Annotated in this window: 14 protein-coding genes and 3 tRNA genes; 9 read left to right on the plus strand and 8 right to left on the minus strand. The window is 71.5% G+C overall.

The window, feature by feature from the left end; translation table 11 throughout:
* Nucleotides 1-31 precede the first annotated feature (31 nt).
* The gene (gene pyrE, locus ABD652_RS03050; protein ID WP_344718063.1) at nucleotides 32-628 is read right to left on the minus strand and encodes an orotate phosphoribosyltransferase; all 597 of its coding nucleotides are present in this window, start codon (nucleotides 626-628) and stop codon (nucleotides 32-34) included.
* Nucleotides 629-786: 158 nt separating this feature from the next.
* On the opposite strand from pyrE, the gene nadE reads away from it, so the two are divergent.
* Genes nadE through ABD652_RS03070 form a run of 4 tightly spaced genes read left to right on the plus strand, consistent with a single transcriptional unit; the run spans nucleotide 787 to nucleotide 3,057 of the window.
* The gene (nadE, locus tag ABD652_RS03055; RefSeq protein WP_344718065.1) at nucleotides 787-1,611 is read left to right on the plus strand and encodes an ammonia-dependent NAD(+) synthetase; all 825 of its coding nucleotides are present in this window, start codon (nucleotides 787-789) and stop codon (nucleotides 1,609-1,611) included.
* Between the two features lie 56 nt (nucleotides 1,612-1,667).
* Nucleotides 1,668-1,871, plus strand: coding sequence for a superinfection immunity protein (locus ABD652_RS03060; RefSeq protein WP_344718067.1), 204 nt, complete (start codon nucleotides 1,668-1,670; stop codon nucleotides 1,869-1,871).
* Between the two features lie 36 nt (nucleotides 1,872-1,907).
* Nucleotides 1,908-2,219, plus strand: coding sequence for a superinfection immunity protein (locus ABD652_RS03065; RefSeq protein ID WP_344718069.1), 312 nt, complete (start codon nucleotides 1,908-1,910; stop codon nucleotides 2,217-2,219).
* A gap of 34 nt (nucleotides 2,220-2,253) precedes the next feature.
* Entirely contained in the window at nucleotides 2,254-3,057 is an 804-nt protein-coding gene (locus ABD652_RS03070) for an exodeoxyribonuclease III (protein WP_344718071.1), read from the plus strand.
* A 139-nt stretch (nucleotides 3,058-3,196) separates the two neighbouring features.
* Here the strand turns inward: ABD652_RS03070 and ABD652_RS03075 are convergent, their stop codons facing one another.
* Complete coding sequence (locus tag ABD652_RS03075) at nucleotides 3,197-3,673, minus strand: DUF4282 domain-containing protein (RefSeq protein ID WP_344718074.1); 477 nt, start codon at nucleotides 3,671-3,673, stop codon at nucleotides 3,197-3,199.
* Nucleotides 3,674-3,883: 210 nt separating this feature from the next.
* Between ABD652_RS03075 and ABD652_RS03080 the strand changes: the two genes are divergently transcribed.
* Nucleotides 3,884-4,300: a hypothetical protein gene (locus ABD652_RS03080; RefSeq protein ID WP_344718076.1), complete on the plus strand. Its 417-nt coding sequence runs from the start codon at nucleotides 3,884-3,886 to the stop codon at nucleotides 4,298-4,300.
* A gap of 88 nt (nucleotides 4,301-4,388) precedes the next feature.
* Here the strand turns inward: ABD652_RS03080 and ABD652_RS03085 are convergent.
* From ABD652_RS03085 to ABD652_RS03095, 3 genes are all read right to left on the minus strand, one after another.
* A tRNA-Phe gene (locus ABD652_RS03085) sits at nucleotides 4,389-4,461 on the minus strand.
* A 60-nt stretch (nucleotides 4,462-4,521) separates the two neighbouring features.
* Nucleotides 4,522-4,595 (minus strand) — tRNA-Asp (locus ABD652_RS03090).
* 131 nt (nucleotides 4,596-4,726) lie between these two features.
* Nucleotides 4,727-4,802 (minus strand) — tRNA-Glu (locus ABD652_RS03095).
* A 126-nt stretch (nucleotides 4,803-4,928) separates the two neighbouring features.
* On the opposite strand from ABD652_RS03095, the gene ABD652_RS03100 reads away from it, so the two are divergent.
* From ABD652_RS03100 to ABD652_RS03115, 4 genes are all read left to right on the plus strand, one after another.
* A complete protein-coding gene (locus ABD652_RS03100) occupies nucleotides 4,929-5,294 on the plus strand; it encodes a metallopeptidase family protein (protein ID WP_344718078.1) in 366 nt (121 codons plus the stop codon).
* A gap of 413 nt (nucleotides 5,295-5,707) precedes the next feature.
* Entirely contained in the window at nucleotides 5,708-9,187 is a 3,480-nt protein-coding gene (locus ABD652_RS03105; RefSeq protein ID WP_344718080.1) for a C40 family peptidase, read from the plus strand.
* A 367-nt stretch (nucleotides 9,188-9,554) separates the two neighbouring features.
* On the plus strand, nucleotides 9,555-10,940 hold the full coding sequence (locus ABD652_RS03110; RefSeq protein ID WP_344718082.1) for a NupC/NupG family nucleoside CNT transporter: 1,386 nt from the start codon (nucleotides 9,555-9,557) through the stop codon (nucleotides 10,938-10,940).
* A gap of 169 nt (nucleotides 10,941-11,109) precedes the next feature.
* Nucleotides 11,110-12,156, plus strand: coding sequence for a universal stress protein (locus ABD652_RS03115; RefSeq protein ID WP_344718084.1), 1,047 nt, complete (start codon nucleotides 11,110-11,112; stop codon nucleotides 12,154-12,156).
* A gap of 31 nt (nucleotides 12,157-12,187) precedes the next feature.
* Here the strand turns inward: ABD652_RS03115 and ABD652_RS03120 are convergent, their stop codons facing one another.
* Genes ABD652_RS03120 through ABD652_RS03130 form a run of 3 tightly spaced genes read right to left on the minus strand, consistent with a single transcriptional unit; the run spans nucleotide 12,188 to nucleotide 14,568 of the window.
* Nucleotides 12,188-13,180, minus strand: coding sequence for a ribokinase (locus ABD652_RS03120; protein ID WP_344718086.1), 993 nt, complete (start codon nucleotides 13,178-13,180; stop codon nucleotides 12,188-12,190).
* Nucleotides 13,177-13,497, minus strand: a complete 321-nt coding sequence (locus ABD652_RS03125) for a thiamine-binding protein (protein ID WP_344718088.1) — start codon at nucleotides 13,495-13,497, stop codon at nucleotides 13,177-13,179. The genes ABD652_RS03120 and ABD652_RS03125 overlap by 4 nt, the downstream gene beginning before the upstream one ends.
* A 15-nt stretch (nucleotides 13,498-13,512) precedes the next feature.
* Nucleotides 13,513-14,568, minus strand: a complete 1,056-nt coding sequence (locus ABD652_RS03130; protein WP_344719023.1) for a glycerophosphodiester phosphodiesterase — start codon at nucleotides 14,566-14,568, stop codon at nucleotides 13,513-13,515.
* Nucleotides 14,569-14,608 lie beyond the last annotated feature (40 nt).

The following is a 14,608-nucleotide window of genomic DNA, read 5'->3' on the forward strand; positions in this document are numbered from 1 at the left end:
GATGCGGGGAACGTGCCGGGGCGCGGGCCGGTCAGTCCACGCCGAGGTCGATCTTCGAGTAGGCGTAGAGGTAGGGCACCTGTGCGGTGTCCTCGATGTGCTCGCGCGCGCCGGTGTTGCGGTCGACGAGCACTGCGACGGCCTGCACCTCGCCGCCGGCGGCGCGCACCCCGTCGACGGCGGTCAGCGCCGAGCCGCCGGTGGTGGAGGTGTCCTCGAGGACGACGACCTTGCGCCCCTCGACGCTCGGACCCTCGACCTGGCGCCCCATCCCGTGGGACTTCGCCTCCTTGCGGACGACGAAGGCGTCGACCGCCCGGCCCTCCTCCTGAGCGGCGTGCATGACCGCGGCGGCGACCGGGTCGGCCCCCATCGTCAGCCCGCCGCAGGCGACGTAGTCGATGCCGGCGTCGTCGAGCATGCGCATCATCACCCGTCCGACCAGTCGGGAGGCCTCGTGGTGCAGCGTGATGCGCCGCAGGTCGATGTAGTAGTCGGCGGTCTCGCCGGAGGAGAGGGTCACCTCTCCGTGCACGACGGCGAGCCGCTGGATCAGCTTCTTCAGCCGCCGACGCTCGGCGCTGGGGGTGGACACCTCGGTGCTGCTGCCGGTGGTCGTCGAGATCATGGGGCCATCCTACTGGCGTCGCGCCGTCGCACCATCCCCGCCCTCCCCTTCGTTGAACGCCCCCGATCAGCGCGACGGCGGGGCAGTCACAGCCGGGCCGACGACGGCCACGGGCGGCTCCGGGGCAGCCGCGAGCGCCGCGCCGTTAGACTCGGGGCATGCGTGAGCAGCAGACCGCCATCATCGACGAGATGGGCGTCCAGCCCGAGATCGACCCCGCCGCCGAAGTCGCCCGCCGAGTGGAGTTCCTGACCGACTATCTGCGTCGCACCGGGGCACGGTCGCTGGTGCTGGGCATCTCCGGCGGCGTGGACTCCTCGCTGGCCGGCCGGCTCTGTCAGCTGGCCGTCGAGGCGATGCGCGCCGACGGCGACGACGTCGCCTTCCATGCGGTGCGCCTGCCCCACGGCGTGCAGCAGGATGAGGACGAGGCCGCCGCGGCCCTGGAGTTCATCGGCCCGGACCATGCCCACACGGTGAATATCGCCGAGCCGGTGGCCGCGCTCGGCGCCGCCGTCGCCTCCTCCGTGGACGGATCCCTCAGCGATTACCACCGCGGCAACGTGAAGGCCCGCGTGCGGATGGCCGCGCAGTACGCGATCGCCGGCGAACACGGCGGCCTGGTGGTCGGCACCGACCATGCCGCGGAGTCGGTCACCGGCTTCTTCACCAAGCACGGCGACGGCGGCGCCGACGTGCTGCCGCTGTTCACGCTGGACAAGCGTCAGGTCCGTCAGCTCCTGCGGCATCTGGGCGCGCCGGAGCACCTCTGGTCGAAGCCGGCCACGGCGGATCTGCTCGACGAGAATCCGGGACAGCCGGACGAGGCCGAGCTCGGACTGACCTATGACGTCATCGACGACTATCTCGAAGGGCGCGAGATCGACCCCGAGCTCGCCGAGCAGCTCGAGGCCCGGCACCGCGCCACACGGCATAAGCGCAGCATGCCGGTGAGCCTGCAGGACGAGTGGTGGCGGGACTGAGGCGGCCGAGGCGCGCCTGCCTGCTGGTGGAGTGAGCGGATCGACCTCAATAGGGTGTGACGGAACGCTCGCGCCACGAGGTCGCCCGCGGCTCCGAGAGGCTCTGGCCGGCCGTGCTGATCGACGTGCTGCTCGGCTGGACGGTCATCGGCTGGATCGCCGCGATGATCCTCGCGCTGATCCCGCCGGGGCCGACGGCGACCTCTCCACAGGGCGGAGCCGGGCGAGTGGAGCCGGCCCCCTCGGCCCCGGTAGCGTGAGGCGCTGAACCACACGTTGCAGAGGGGGATCCACCCATGACCGATGCCGATGCCGCCGCCGGAGGCGGCCTGCTCGTCGCCGGGATGCTCGTCGTCGCCGGCCTGGTCGCCCTGGCGCTCTACTTCGTCCCCACAGTGATCGCCATGCTGCGGCGACACAACGTCGGGGGCGTCTTCCTGGTGAACCTGCTGCTCGGCTGGACGTTCCTCGGCTGGGTCGCCGCGCTGGTCATGGCCTGCTGGTCGAAGCCGCAGCCGACGCAGGTCTATGTCCAGCAGGCGCCCGGCTGGCAGCAGCCGGCGCCGCAGCAGATGCACTGGCAGCAGCCGGGCCCGCCGCAGCGCTGAGCCGCCTGCAGAACGCGCTGATAGCTTGGACTCCATGCGGATTGCGACCTGGAATGTGAATTCGATGCGCGCCCGGGCCGACCGGGTGGAGGCCTGGCTGGACCGCTCGGACGTCGACGTCCTGGCGATCCAGGAGACCAAGTGCAAGGACGACAACTTCCCCTGGGAGGTCTTCGAGCAGAACGGCTACGACGTCGCGCACTTCGGCTTCAACCAGTGGAACGGCGTGGCCCTCGCCTCCCGGGTGGGCCTGCGCGACGTCGAGCGCACCTTCGCCGACCAGCCGGCCTTCGGCAAGAACGGCAAGGACCCCGTCCAGGAGGCCCGCGCGATCGCGGCGACCTGCGGAGACCTCCGGCTGTGGAGCCTGTATGTGCCCAACGGCCGCGCCCTGGACGACGAGCACATGGCCTATAAGCTCGACTGGCTGGCCACGCTGCGCGGCCACGCCGCCTCCTGGCTGCAGGAGAACCCCGAGGCGCAGATCGCGCTGGCCGGCGACTGGAACATCGCCCCGCAGGACGAGGACGTCTGGGACATCGACCACTTCCGCGAGCAGGGGCTCACCCACGTCTCCGAGCCGGAGCGGGAGGCCTTCCGCGGCTTCCTCGAGGCCGGCTACGCCGACGTCGTGCGCCCGCACACCCCCGGGCCGGGCGTCTACACCTACTGGGACTACCAGCAGCTGCGCTTCCCCAAGAAGGAGGGCATGCGCATCGACTTCGTCCTCGGCAGCCCGGCGGTGGAGCAGCGCGTCGACAGCGCCTTCATCGACCGCGAGGAGCGCAAGGGCAAGGGAGCCTCCGACCACGCCCCGGTGGTCGTCGACCTCGCCTGAGCCCCTCCCCGCCGGACGATGACTCCGCGGGACGTGTGGGAATACGGGCTCATTCCCACACGTCCCGCCGAGTCATCCGACGACGGCGCCCGCCCTCAGCACGCGAGGGCGGGCGCCGTCGTCGTGCCGGCGGACGGACTCAGCGCCGCTGGTGCATCTCGCGACGCAGCGCCTCGATCTCCATCCGGGTGCCGGCGGTGTTCTGCGACGTGCGGATCATCGCGATGTAGAACTCCAGCATCACGCGGATGAGGATCAGGTAGATCACCGCCGGGATCCAGCCCAGCAGCAGGGCCAGCACGCCGACCCAGGCGTCGGTGGCGAATCCGCCGATGATCATGAACAGCCAGCCCAGCGCCAGGAACACCAGCAGCACCATGTAGATCAACGTGGCGAACTTGACGGTGATGAAGCTCTGGAAGGAGAAGTCGAAGAGCGCGCCGAAGAACCCCTTGGCCTCGGCGGCGTTGGACTGCTGCCGGGACTGCTGCGGGTACGGCTGCTGCCCCTGCTGCGGAGGCTGCTGGCCCTGCTGCGGGTAATACCCCTGCTGCGGGTGCTGACCTTCCGGAGGCTGCTGGCCCGACGGATCGGGAGTGCCGGGTGGCTGCGTCATAGGTCCTCCTCAGGGCGGCGATGCGGTGATCATGCGGCGACCGGGCGCCGGTGCTCATAAAGTAGCCGCAGGAGGCTGTCTCCGTCGACGGTTGGTGCGCCGCCGACGTCGGACGGGCGCGTCGGGCGGAGCCGTCGGGCGGATCCTCCGGTGACTGCCGCCGGAATCCTCCAGCTCCGTGACACCGCATGAACCTGTGAGACTGGTGGCATGCAACGCTCTCCGTCCCTCCGGCCCGCCGTCGGCCGCACCGGCCGCCTCGCCGTTCTGGCCCTGGTCGCGGCAGGGCTGTGGTGGGGATGGTTCGGATGGGACGACAGCTACCAGCATGATCCGGCGACGGGCGAGACGTCAGGCCCCTATGCGCTGTGGCAGGCCATCGGCTGCGCAGCGTCCGGGATCCTCCTGGTCGTCGTGGGCGAGCGGCTCGTGCCGTCGCCGGCCCTGCTCACTGTGGCGCCGCTGGCCTTCGCCGCCGCCTGGGCCCTCACCGCCGTCCCGTCCGATCAGTCCGGCCTCGCGCTCGTCGGTGCCGTGCTGATCCTCGTCGGGACGCTCCTCGGCGCCTCGGTCGTCGTCGCGGCGATCCGGGCGACCTGTGGCCTCACCCGTCGACGCGGACACTGACGGCCTTCACGGCCCGGACAGCGCCCGGCCCTCCGAGGATCCCCGAGACGCAGAAAGACCCCCGGGAGATTCCCGGGGGTCTTGACTGTGGCTCCGACCGGCGTCGATCCGGTGACCTTTCGATTTTCAGTCGAACGCTCTACCTACTGAGCTACAGAGCCAGATCATCATCCTCGCGGGATGATCCGCTCTCCGGTCAGATTCTCTGTCAGAGAGAGGAGCGACCCTGACGGGACTTGAACCCGCGACCTCCGCCGTGACAGGGCGGCGCGCTAACCAACTGCGCTACAGGGCCTTGTTCTTTTATGTGCCGGGCGGGCACGAAGAAAAACTCTATCAGAGCTTCCCTGCGAGCACCAACTCGGCGCCTCGACCCGCCTCCCCGAGCGACGGAAGAATCCTTCCGATCGAACGGCCCAGCGAGCCTGGTACCCCCAACGGGATTCGAACCCGTGCCGCCGCCGTGAAAGGGCGGTGTCCTAGGCCGCTAGACGATGGGGGCGCGAACCCACGAGGGGACCGAGACAAGTCTAATCGCGCCACGATCAGACCGGCAAATCGGCATCGTCCCCGTCATGGGCGCCCGCGCGGGCAGAGCACGCGCCCAGAGCGCCCGTAGACTGGCGCCATGGCCTTCCCGATGAGCGACGAGGAGTTCGACGCCGCCGCCTTCGAGGCGCTGGACTCCATCCCGCAGCGACTGCGCGACATGATCGACAACGTCGTGATCTTCGTGGAGGACCGCTATCAGCCGGAACCGGGCGAGGATCCGAAAACAGTGCTGCTGGGTCTCTACGAGGGGATCCCGCTGACCGAGCGCGGCAACGAGCCCTGGGCGATGCCCGACCGCATCATGCTCTACAAGGAGGCGATCCTCGACATCTGCTCGACGCGCGACGAGGTCGTCGACCAGGTGACGATCACTGTGGTCCACGAGGTCGCCCACTTCTTCGGCATCGACGACGCCACACTGCACCGTCTCGGGTGGGGCTGACCCCATACCACGTGACCGGCCCTGCATCACGGATATCGAACCTTCAACCTACTTGAAGGTTGTCGCAACCTTCTCGTGACCCGCGCATCCCCCGCATCATGCGGATCGGGCGATCACAGGCGAATCACAGGAACGACACGGACCATTGCTCGCGTGATCTTCCTGCAATTACCGTGAGGTCTGCAACGCCGCTGGGTCGCCGCCGTGTTTCCCATCGCCGCGGAGCAGACGCCCGGACGCCGTCATTCCCATCGCGCCCGGCCTGATCGGCACTCGCCGAGCAGACCGGCCGGACGGCCCCGGCCCCCGTCGCCCCGCACCCCTCCCTCGGCGGACGGCCGGCCCCTGTGCGTGGCGTTGCTCCAGTGAGTGAGAAGTGAGGACATACCGTGACGAATCGCCGCAATCTCGGCGTGGCAGCTGTGACCGCAGCAGTCGTGACGACTGCTCTGGTCGGCACGACTCTGCCTGATCTGCTGGCTGACCGCGCCGCGCATTCCGATCAGCAGAACCCCGACCGGGGCGACGCCGGCTCGATCGTCGAGACCGAGCTGCCCGACGCCCCCTCCGGCGAGGAGATCGACGCCGCGCAGGAATCCCCGCAGGCGCGCGAGGGCATGATCGAGGAGATCACCGAGCGCCTGTCCCAGGCCAACCAGCGAGCTCTCGAGCTGGAGGCCTCCACGCAGGTCGAACAGCAGGAGGCCCTCGAGGCGGAGCAGACCGCCGAGGCCGCGGAGCAGAAGGCCGAGGAGGCCCAGGAGGCCTCCGAGAAGGCCGACCGCAGCCAGGCCGAGCAGTACAAGGACGGCGAGACCGGCGCCGGCGACGTGCTCCTCTCCGAGGACGAGGACGCGCTGGCCGACTCCGCGACCCGCGAGAAGCTCGACGAGCAGGCTCAGCAGGAGGCCGAGCAGGCCCAGCAGGAGGCCGCCGAGGCCGAGAACCTGGCCGCGCAGGCCCAGGAGCGGCGCCAGGCCGCCGAGCAGGCGCGGGACGAGCTCGAGGACGCTCGCGAGGACACCGACGACGAAGCCCGCCAGATCGGCGAGACCGCCCTCGAGCTGGTGACGCAGCTGGCCGAGCTCAACGACTGGGACGTCGACTTCACACTGGAGCAGGTCCGGGCGAACTCCGCGTTCGTCGACGAGGACGGCGAACTCGACCTGACTCAGCTCGGGTATCGGATCGACCACCTCCGCAGTGATATGGCGAGTGTCTCCCAGGACCAGCCGGCCGAGGCGGCCGGCGACCAGAACGCCGAGGATCCGGCGGACGGCGGAGAAGGGGAAGCTTCGCCGTCCGCCGGTTCCGAGGCCTCCGAGCAGGATGAGGGACCGGTCGCGCCGGAGACCCAGTCGCTGTCGGACTATCAGGCCGGCACGCGCAACCTGGTCGAGCGCTACGCCGCGCTGCAGGACCAGGAGCCGGAGGAGGCCTTCCGCGAGATCATCACCGACGACGCGCTGGTCGACTCCTCCGGCATGATCGACTTCGACGCACTGCTGGAGAAGATCACCGAGCTGGAGCCCGAGCCGAAGGTCCGCGCCGCCTCCGCTCCGTCGGAGAACTCCGAGGAGCAGGACGAGGCCGAGGAAGACGCCGAGGAAGACGCCGAGGACCAGGACAAGGGTCAAGACGAGGCCGAGGCTGAGGCTGAGGACCAGGACGACGCCGAGGACGAGGCCCCGGCTGAAGACCAGGCCGAGGAGTCCGCTCAGGAGACCTCTGAGGAGGACGAAGGCGACGGCGAGGAGTCGGAGGACCGCTCCGCCGAGGACTCGGACCAGGCGCCCGAGGAGGAGCAGCCCTCCGAGGACCCGACCTCGCTGGCCGCCCCCGAGCAGCAGCTCTCGAACTATCTGCCGGAGACCCACGCGCTCGTCGAGGAGTTCGCCGAGCTCCGTGACAAGACCCCGGAGCAGGCCTTCGACCTGCTCATCGGCAAGGAGAAGTACACCGACGACGACGGTCTGCTGGACTTCGCCGCGCTCTCCGCCCGAGTCGAGGAGCTGCGGCCGGAGCCCGAGCTGACCGAGCAGGAGCAGCAGGATCAGCAGGCCGCCGCCCAGCTGCAGCAGTATCGGCCGGCCACGCAGGAGCTGGTCGAGGAGTTCGCCGAGCTGCGCGACAAGAGTCCCGAGCGGGCCTTCCAGCTGCTCATCGGCAAGGACGCCTACACCGACGACGAGGGCGTGCTCGACTTCGACGCACTGGACGAGCGAGTCGCCGAGCTGCGCGGCGAGGACGAGACCTCCGAGGAGCCCGCAACGACGGAAGATTCCGCCGAGGGATCGCCCGAGACCGCAAGCGCGGAGTCGGAGGACGGCTCCGAGTCCTCCGCGGACGACTCCTCCGAGAGCTCCGAGCCGAGCCTGTCGGACTACCTGCAGGACACCCGGGACGCCGTGGGCGAACTGGGCGAGCTCATCGGCAAGTCCCCGCAGCTGACCTTCCGCCAGCTCATCCAGCAGGACGAGTACACCACCGACGAGGGCGCGCTGGACCACCAGGCGATCCTGCGCCGCATCGAGGAGCTGCGTCCGGAGCCCGAGCCGCAGGAGCCCGAGCCGCAGGAGCAGGACGAGCAGGAGCAGGCGGACGAGGAACCGGCCGACGCGGACGACGCTGCGTCCGAATCCGACACGGAGTCCGACGCCGAGTCCGAGTCCGAGTCCGAGGACTCGGGGCTGGCGGCCTATCGCGAGGGCACTCGCTCGCTGGTCGGCGAACTCGGCGAGATCATCGGCAAGTCCCCGCAGCTGACCTTCCGCCAGCTCATCCAGCAGGACGAGTACACCACCGACGACGGCGTGCTCGACCACGCGGCCATCCAGGCCCGCGTCGACGAGATGACCGCCCCGGAGCCCGAGCCGGAGCCGGAGCCGGAGCCGGAGCCGGAGCCGGAGCCATCGGACTCCTCCGACGCCGAGGAGTCGAGCTCCTCGGACTCCGGCTCATCCGGCGACGAGGCCTCCGGGCCGAGCCTCTCGCAGTACCTGCCGGGCACCCGCTCGCTGGTCGGCGAGCTGGGCGAGCTGCTCGGCAAGTCGCCGGAGCGCACCTTCGACCAGCTCATCGCCCAGGAGGAGTACACCGAGGGCGGTGTGCTCGACCACGCGGCCATCCAGGCCCGCGTCGACGAGATGACCGCCCCGGAGCCGGAGCCGGAGCCGGAGTCATCGGACTCCTCCGACTCCGAGGAGTCGAGCTCGTCGGACTCCTCCGACGCGGAGACCTCGAGCTCCGAGTCCTCCGACCCGAGCCTCGCGCAGTACATGCCCGGCACCCGCGGACTGGTCACCGAGCTGGCCGAGCTGCAGGACCGCGGCGTGCAGGCCACCTTCGAGCGGATCCTCGCCGACGACGAGCTGGTCGACAGCAACGGCGTCATCGACCACGCCGCCCTGCAGCGCACAGTCGACTCGCTGCAGGAGCCGGAGACCACCACGGCCTCCGGCGAGACCTCGACCTCCGACTCGTCGAGCACGTCCACAGTCGCCAGCTCCACCTCCGACGCCGGCGCCGCGGCCACGGCCGTCAGCTGGGCGGTGGACACCGTCACCACCCCGGGAGTCCACTACGTGCTGGGCGCCGAGGGCCCGTCGGCCTACGACTGCTCCTCGCTGGTGCAGCAGGCCTTCGCCCAGGGCGGCGTCTCCGTGCCCCGGACGGCGAACCAGCAGTTCCAGGGCGGCCGCAGCGTCTCGCTGGACAACCTGCAGCCGGGAGACCTGGTCTTCTGGACGTCCGGCGGACATGCCCACCACGTGGCCATCTACATCGGGGACGGGAAGCTCGCCCACGCCCGCAACCCGCAGGCCGGCGTCGGGATCACCGACCTGTACTACGCGTACCAGGACCCGAACCCGGTGGCGAAGCGCTACTTCTGATCCGGAGGGCGGCCCCGGCCGCCGCATCGTCCCGAGGGCCCCGGCACCTGTGCCGGGGCCCTCGGCGTCGTCCGGGCCACGATCGTCGCTCCAGATCAGAGCGACCGGCGACGAGCACTGTGGCGCAGCCCGCACGGATTGGGCATACTGTCCCTGCATCCGGACGACCGGGACCGCCGCCACCGCGGCGTCGACGTCGCCGATCCCCGGCGCTCGGCCGCCCGCCTGATCACTCGCACCTGATCTCGGAGGATCCGGCCCCGCGCCGCCGATCGACCGCGCGGCCGGCCGCACCATCGTGCCGTCCGCGTCGCCCGCGCCGTCCGCTGACATCACGAATCCACTCCCACCTGAGAGGACCCGCCCCGTGCTGACCCACATCCTGTGGGGACTCCTCGGCATGGTCGCCATCCTGACCATCGCCGTCCTGTTCTCCGCCGACCGCCGCAAGATCAAACTGCGCCCGGTGCTCGTCGCCCTGGCCGTGCAGGTGTTCTTCGCCGTCCTCGTCCTCTACATCCCCTGGGGACAGACCGTCCTGAAGACCGTCACCGACGGTGTGCAGAGCGTCATCAACGTCTCCAACGAAGGCATCAGCTTCCTCTTCGGCGGCCTCGCCGAGGGCGACTCGGTGCCCTTCGCGCTGTCGGTGCTGCCGGTGATCATCTTCTTCGCCTCGCTGACCGCGGTGCTCTACCACCTGAAGATCCTGCAGCTGGTGGTGCGCTTCATCGGCGGCGGGCTGCAGAAGCTGCTGGGGACCTCGCGCGCCGAGTCGATGAGCGCCGCGGCGAACATCTTCGTCGGCCAGACCGAGGCCCCGCTGGTCATCCGCCCCTATGTGCCCACGATGACCAAGTCCGAGCTCTTCGCCGTCATGGTCGGCGGCCTGTCCACCGTCGCCGGCTCGGTGATGGTCGGCTACGCCAGCCTCGGCGCGAGCCTCGAGTACCTGATCGCCGCCTCCTTCATGGCCGCGCCGGGTGCGCTGCTGATGGCCAAGATCCTCATCCCGGCCGGGTCCTTCGGCGAGCGCGACGCCGGCGCCGAGGAGCACGGCCGCACCGACGCCACCACGCTCGGCGGAAGCCGCTACACCGACGCCGCCTCGACGGCCGAGGGCTCTGCAGGTGCCGAGGGCTCGGGCGAGTCGTCGACGGCGACGGCGACACTGACCGAGGAGGACCGGGCCGCGGACGAGGCCGCCGCCGCAGTCGGCGACGACGAGGAGAAGCCGCGCAACGTCATCGACGCCGCCGCCCGCGGCGCCTCCGACGGCCTGCGCCTGGCGGCCAACGTCGGCGCGATGCTGCTGGCCTTCGTCGCGCTGATCGCGCTGATCAACCTGATCATCGGCCAGGTCGGCGGCTGGTTCGGCGCCGGGGATCTGACCTTCGAGCAGATCATCGGCTGGGTCTTCGCCCCGGTGATGTGGGTCGTCGGCGTCCCGTGGGAGGAGGCCGTGCCGGCCGGCAGCTTCCTGGGCCAGAAGGTCGTGCTCAACGAGTTCGTCGCCTTCTCCGACTTCGCCCCGCAGGCCGGCGACTTCTCCGAGAAGGCCCAGGCGGTCATCACCTTCGCGCTGACCGGCTTCGCCAACTTCAGCTCGATGGCCATCCTGCTCGGCGGCCTGGGCGGCATCGCCAAGAACCGCCGCTCGGACATCGCCCAGCTGGGTCTGCGGGCGGTGCTCGGCGGCACGCTGGCCAACCTGATGAGCGCGGCGATCGTGGGCATGATCATCCTGCTCTGACCCCTCGCTCCCCCCGCGTCCGGCAGGACGCGCCCGCTGCGCCCCGGCCGTTCCCACGAGGAGCGGCCGGGGCGCAGTCGTCGCAGGTCAGAACCCTTCGTGTCCGAGGTCACCAGGGGTTACGATGGGGATCACCCGACGCACGGACGGTGCGGAAGTGGAGGTCATCATGAGCACATCGGACCAGGACCGCAGCGCCGGCGCCGCCCGCCGGCGCCGCTTCGGCGTCGTCGTCGGCGTGGACGGCTCGGAGCAGTCGCTGCGCGCCGCCCAATGGGCCGCCGCGGAGGCCGACCGCCGCCAGCTCCCGCTGACCGTGGTCACCGCCTACGCGCTGCCGGCCTTCGCCGCCTCCTCGATGGACGGCGGCTACGCCCTCCTCGACGAGTCCTCGCTGCGCCAGGGCTCGGAGAAGGTCATCGACCAGGCCAAGGAGTTCCTGCGCGACTACCCGGGGGAGGTCTCCTATCTCATCGAGTCCGGCGACGCCGCGGGCGTGCTGCTGGACTTCTCCCGCGAGTCCGAGGTCCTGGTGGTCGGCAGCCGCGGCCGCGGCGGCTTCTTCGGCCGGCTGCTCGGCTCGGTCTCCTCGGCGCTGCCCGCGCATGCGAAGTGCCCCACTGTGGTCGTGCCGCTGGCCTTCTCCTGCCAGGAGGAGAACGCGGTGACCACCTCCACCGGGGCCATCCCGATCGTCGCGCCGGAGAGCACCCCGCCCTCGGAGGCGAGCCGCCACGAGGACCGCCGGCCGGTGGTCGCCGGCGTCGACGGCTCCGACCACGGGCGCATCGCCGCGCTGATGGCCGCCCACCAGGCCGTCGAGCGCGGCACCACGCTGCGCATCGTCTGCGCGCTGCCGCCGCTGGGCGCCACACTGGTGTGGATCCCCGCCGACGTCGACGACGGCTCCGCCGCCGAGGAGCTGCAGGAGAAGCTGGAGAACGGCCGGCGCTGGCTGCACAGCCACCACCCGGACCTGCACATCGAGGCCGAGGTCATCGACGGCGCGGCAGTGGACGTGCTGGTCAACGAGACCCGGCACGCCCAGCTGACGGTGGTCGGCTGCCGCGGCCGCGGCGGCTTCGCCGGGATGCTGCTGGGCTCGACCTCCCAGGGCGTGCTCCACCACGCCGAGGGGCCGCTGATGGTGGTCCCCGAGTCCCGCGACCCGCGGCTGGAGGACCGGGCGGAGTTCGGTCCGGTGGTCGGCGAGTAGAGTCGGCGAGCACCGTCGGCGCGCGGCGCGCTCAGTCGCCGGGCAGCGGATCCTCCGCCGCCGGATACGACGGCTGGGCGCCGCGGCGGCCGACGGCGAAGGCCCCCACCTGCACGGCGCGCCGCGCCGCATCGGCCAGCGCCTCGCCGCGGACCAGCCCGGCGGCCAATGCTCCGACGAAGGCGTCTCCGGCGCCGGTGGTGTCCACGGCGTCCACCCCCGGCGCCGGCACGCGCGTCGGCTCCGCGGACCCCACGCCGATCCAGGCGCCCCGCGGGCCCACGGTGAGCACCACCGAGGGCACGCCGGCGGCCAGCAGGCGCTCGACGACGCCCCGCTCCACGGCGTCCGGCGCGACGGCGTCCGGCACGGCATCCGCCGCGACGGGGCTCGCGGCCGCGTCGACGGCTCCGAGCATCTCGGCGGCCCGCGCGGCCTCGTGTTCGTTGACCACCAGCGGATCGGCCCGCCGCAGCACCGCCGGGTCCACGGCGATCACCGGCGCGAGGTTGAGCATCAGCCGACCGGTGCAGGCGCGGGCGGCGGCCTCGCTGCCGGCGGCCGGGATCTCGCCCTGCAGCACCACGACGTCGGCGGCGGCGACCGTCTCGCGCGCCTGCTCCACCCGGGCGGCGTCGACGGCGCCGTTGGCTCCGGGCACCACCACGATGGAGTTCTCCCCGGCCGCGTCGACGGTGATGATCGCCGTGCCGGTCGGGCCCTCGACCTCGGCCAGCGCGGAGACGTCCACCCCGGCGGCACGCAGCCCGTCCCGGGCGACGGCCGCGAAGGCGTCGCGCCCCACGGCCCCGACGAACTGCACGGCGGCGCCGAGCCGCGCGGCCGCCACCGCCTGATTGGCGCCCTTGCCGCCGGGCAGCGTGTCCAGGTCCTCGCCCAGCAGCGTCTCGCCCGGACGCGGGTGCCGCTGCGTGCGCACGATCAGATCGGCGTTCGTCGAGCCGACGACCACGATCCGGCCGGAGTCCGCGGCCCCCGCAGGCGCCCCGTGCCCCCGGCTCATTCGTCGAGGGTCCGCTCGAGCCGCTCGACCTTGCCCTCGAGCTCGCCGGAGCGTCCGGGGCGGATGTCGGCCTTGAGCACCAGCGAGATCCGGCTGCCGAAGGGCTCCACGGCCTCGGTGGCGCGTTTGACGACGGCGAAGACCTCGTCCCACTCGCCCTCGATCTCGGTGAACATCGAACCGGTGCGGTGCGGCAGGCCGGAGGCGCGGACGACGGCGACCGCGGCGGCCACCGCCTCGCTCACCGAGCCGTCCTCGGCGCGGGCATGTCCTGGCTGGGGCTCCCCCGAGGGGGAGACGGAGAATGCGACGATCATGCTCCCAGACTAGCCTCAGCGGCGATCCGGCGTCTGCGGCGCGGTGACCGCCTCGATGATCCGGGCCGGCCGGTTGGTGGTCATCTCGCCGACGCCGAGGTCGAGCAGGAACTGCGCATCGGCGGGGTCGTCGACCGTCCAGACGCGCAGCGTGGTCCCGCGGGCCAGCCAGGCCTTCACCTCGGCCCGACGTCGGCGCACAGTCCGCAGCCCCGGGCCGGCGATGCCGACCCGCGCGTTCCACACCAGCGCCTCGGCATCCCGCGAGGCGCCGCGCATCACCGCCGAGACGACCGGGCGCGCGGCGAATGCCCAGAACTTCAGATGCTCCACCCGCCGGGTGACCTGCCGCGCGGTGACGTCGTTGAAGAGCGCGCAGAGCCGCTCGGTCGGGACCATCTCGGCCAGGTGCCGCAGCGCGGCCGGGTAGAAGCTCATGAAGGAGACCACGATCTGCGGCGCCGGGGTCCCCGGCTCGGGCGGCCGGCCCCGCAGCGTCGAGGTCTCCGGGTCCCAGCCGTGGCGGAACAGCACCTGCAGCACCCGCTCCTCGAGCTGGTGCCCGTACGGCGAGGGATGCTTCAGCTCCACGGCCAGCCGCACGTCGCGGCCGGCGTCGGCCAGCAGCTCCAGCGTGTCGTGCAGCGTCATCAGCTGCTCGGAGGCGGCGCCGTACTCCGCCGGCAGGTGCGGGGTCTTCCAGGAGTGGACGTCGAGTCCGCGCAGCTCGCCCAGGGTCAGGTCGGCCACGGCGCCGGCGCCGTCGGAGGTGCGGTCGACGGTGGCGTCGTGGAAGCAGACCACCTCGCCGTCGCGGCTGAGGTGCACATCGATCTCCAGGCCGTCGGCGCCCTCCTCGAGGGCGCGCCGATAGGCCGCCCGGGTGTGCTCGGCGAACAGCCCGCTGGAGCCGCGGTGGGCGAAGACCCGGGCGCGCCGTCGTCCGCCGCCGACCGCCTGCAGGTCGTCCGGGACCAGGCTGCTGTCCGCCCGGGGCGCGGCCGTCGTCGCCGGTGTCGGCCCGGCGAGGGACGAGGTCGAGTCCTCAGGCTGTCCGGCGGATCCGCTCATCGTCTGCACATCTCGAGGATAGGCCTCCGCGCCGGCCCGC

The organism is Nesterenkonia halobia (assembly GCF_039536005.1).
Taxonomy (GTDB): domain Bacteria; phylum Actinomycetota; class Actinomycetes; order Actinomycetales; family Micrococcaceae; genus Nesterenkonia; species Nesterenkonia halobia.

Coding starts and splice junctions, on each gene's coding strand:
- ABD652_RS03120 (WP_344718086.1), bottom strand. CDS start 13,180: ATGAGCCGGGGGCACGGGGCGCCTGCGGGGGCCGCGGACTCCGGCCGG.
- ABD652_RS03075 (WP_344718074.1), bottom strand. CDS start 3,673: ATGACGCAGCCACCCGGCACTCCCGATCCGTCGGGCCAGCAGCCTCCG.
- ABD652_RS03070 (WP_344718071.1), top strand. CDS start 2,254: ATGCGGATTGCGACCTGGAATGTGAATTCGATGCGCGCCCGGGCCGAC.
- ABD652_RS03100 (WP_344718078.1), top strand. CDS start 4,929: ATGGCCTTCCCGATGAGCGACGAGGAGTTCGACGCCGCCGCCTTCGAG.
- ABD652_RS03130 (WP_344719023.1), bottom strand. CDS start 14,568: ATGAGCGGATCCGCCGGACAGCCTGAGGACTCGACCTCGTCCCTCGCC.
- pyrE (WP_344718063.1), bottom strand. CDS start 628: ATGATCTCGACGACCACCGGCAGCAGCACCGAGGTGTCCACCCCCAGC.
- nadE (WP_344718065.1), top strand. CDS start 787: ATGCGTGAGCAGCAGACCGCCATCATCGACGAGATGGGCGTCCAGCCC.
- ABD652_RS03065 (WP_344718069.1), top strand. CDS start 1,908: ATGACCGATGCCGATGCCGCCGCCGGAGGCGGCCTGCTCGTCGCCGGG.
- ABD652_RS03125 (WP_344718088.1), bottom strand. CDS start 13,497: ATGATCGTCGCATTCTCCGTCTCCCCCTCGGGGGAGCCCCAGCCAGGA.
- ABD652_RS03115 (WP_344718084.1), top strand. CDS start 11,110: ATGAGCACATCGGACCAGGACCGCAGCGCCGGCGCCGCCCGCCGGCGC.
- ABD652_RS03080 (WP_344718076.1), top strand. CDS start 3,884: ATGCAACGCTCTCCGTCCCTCCGGCCCGCCGTCGGCCGCACCGGCCGC.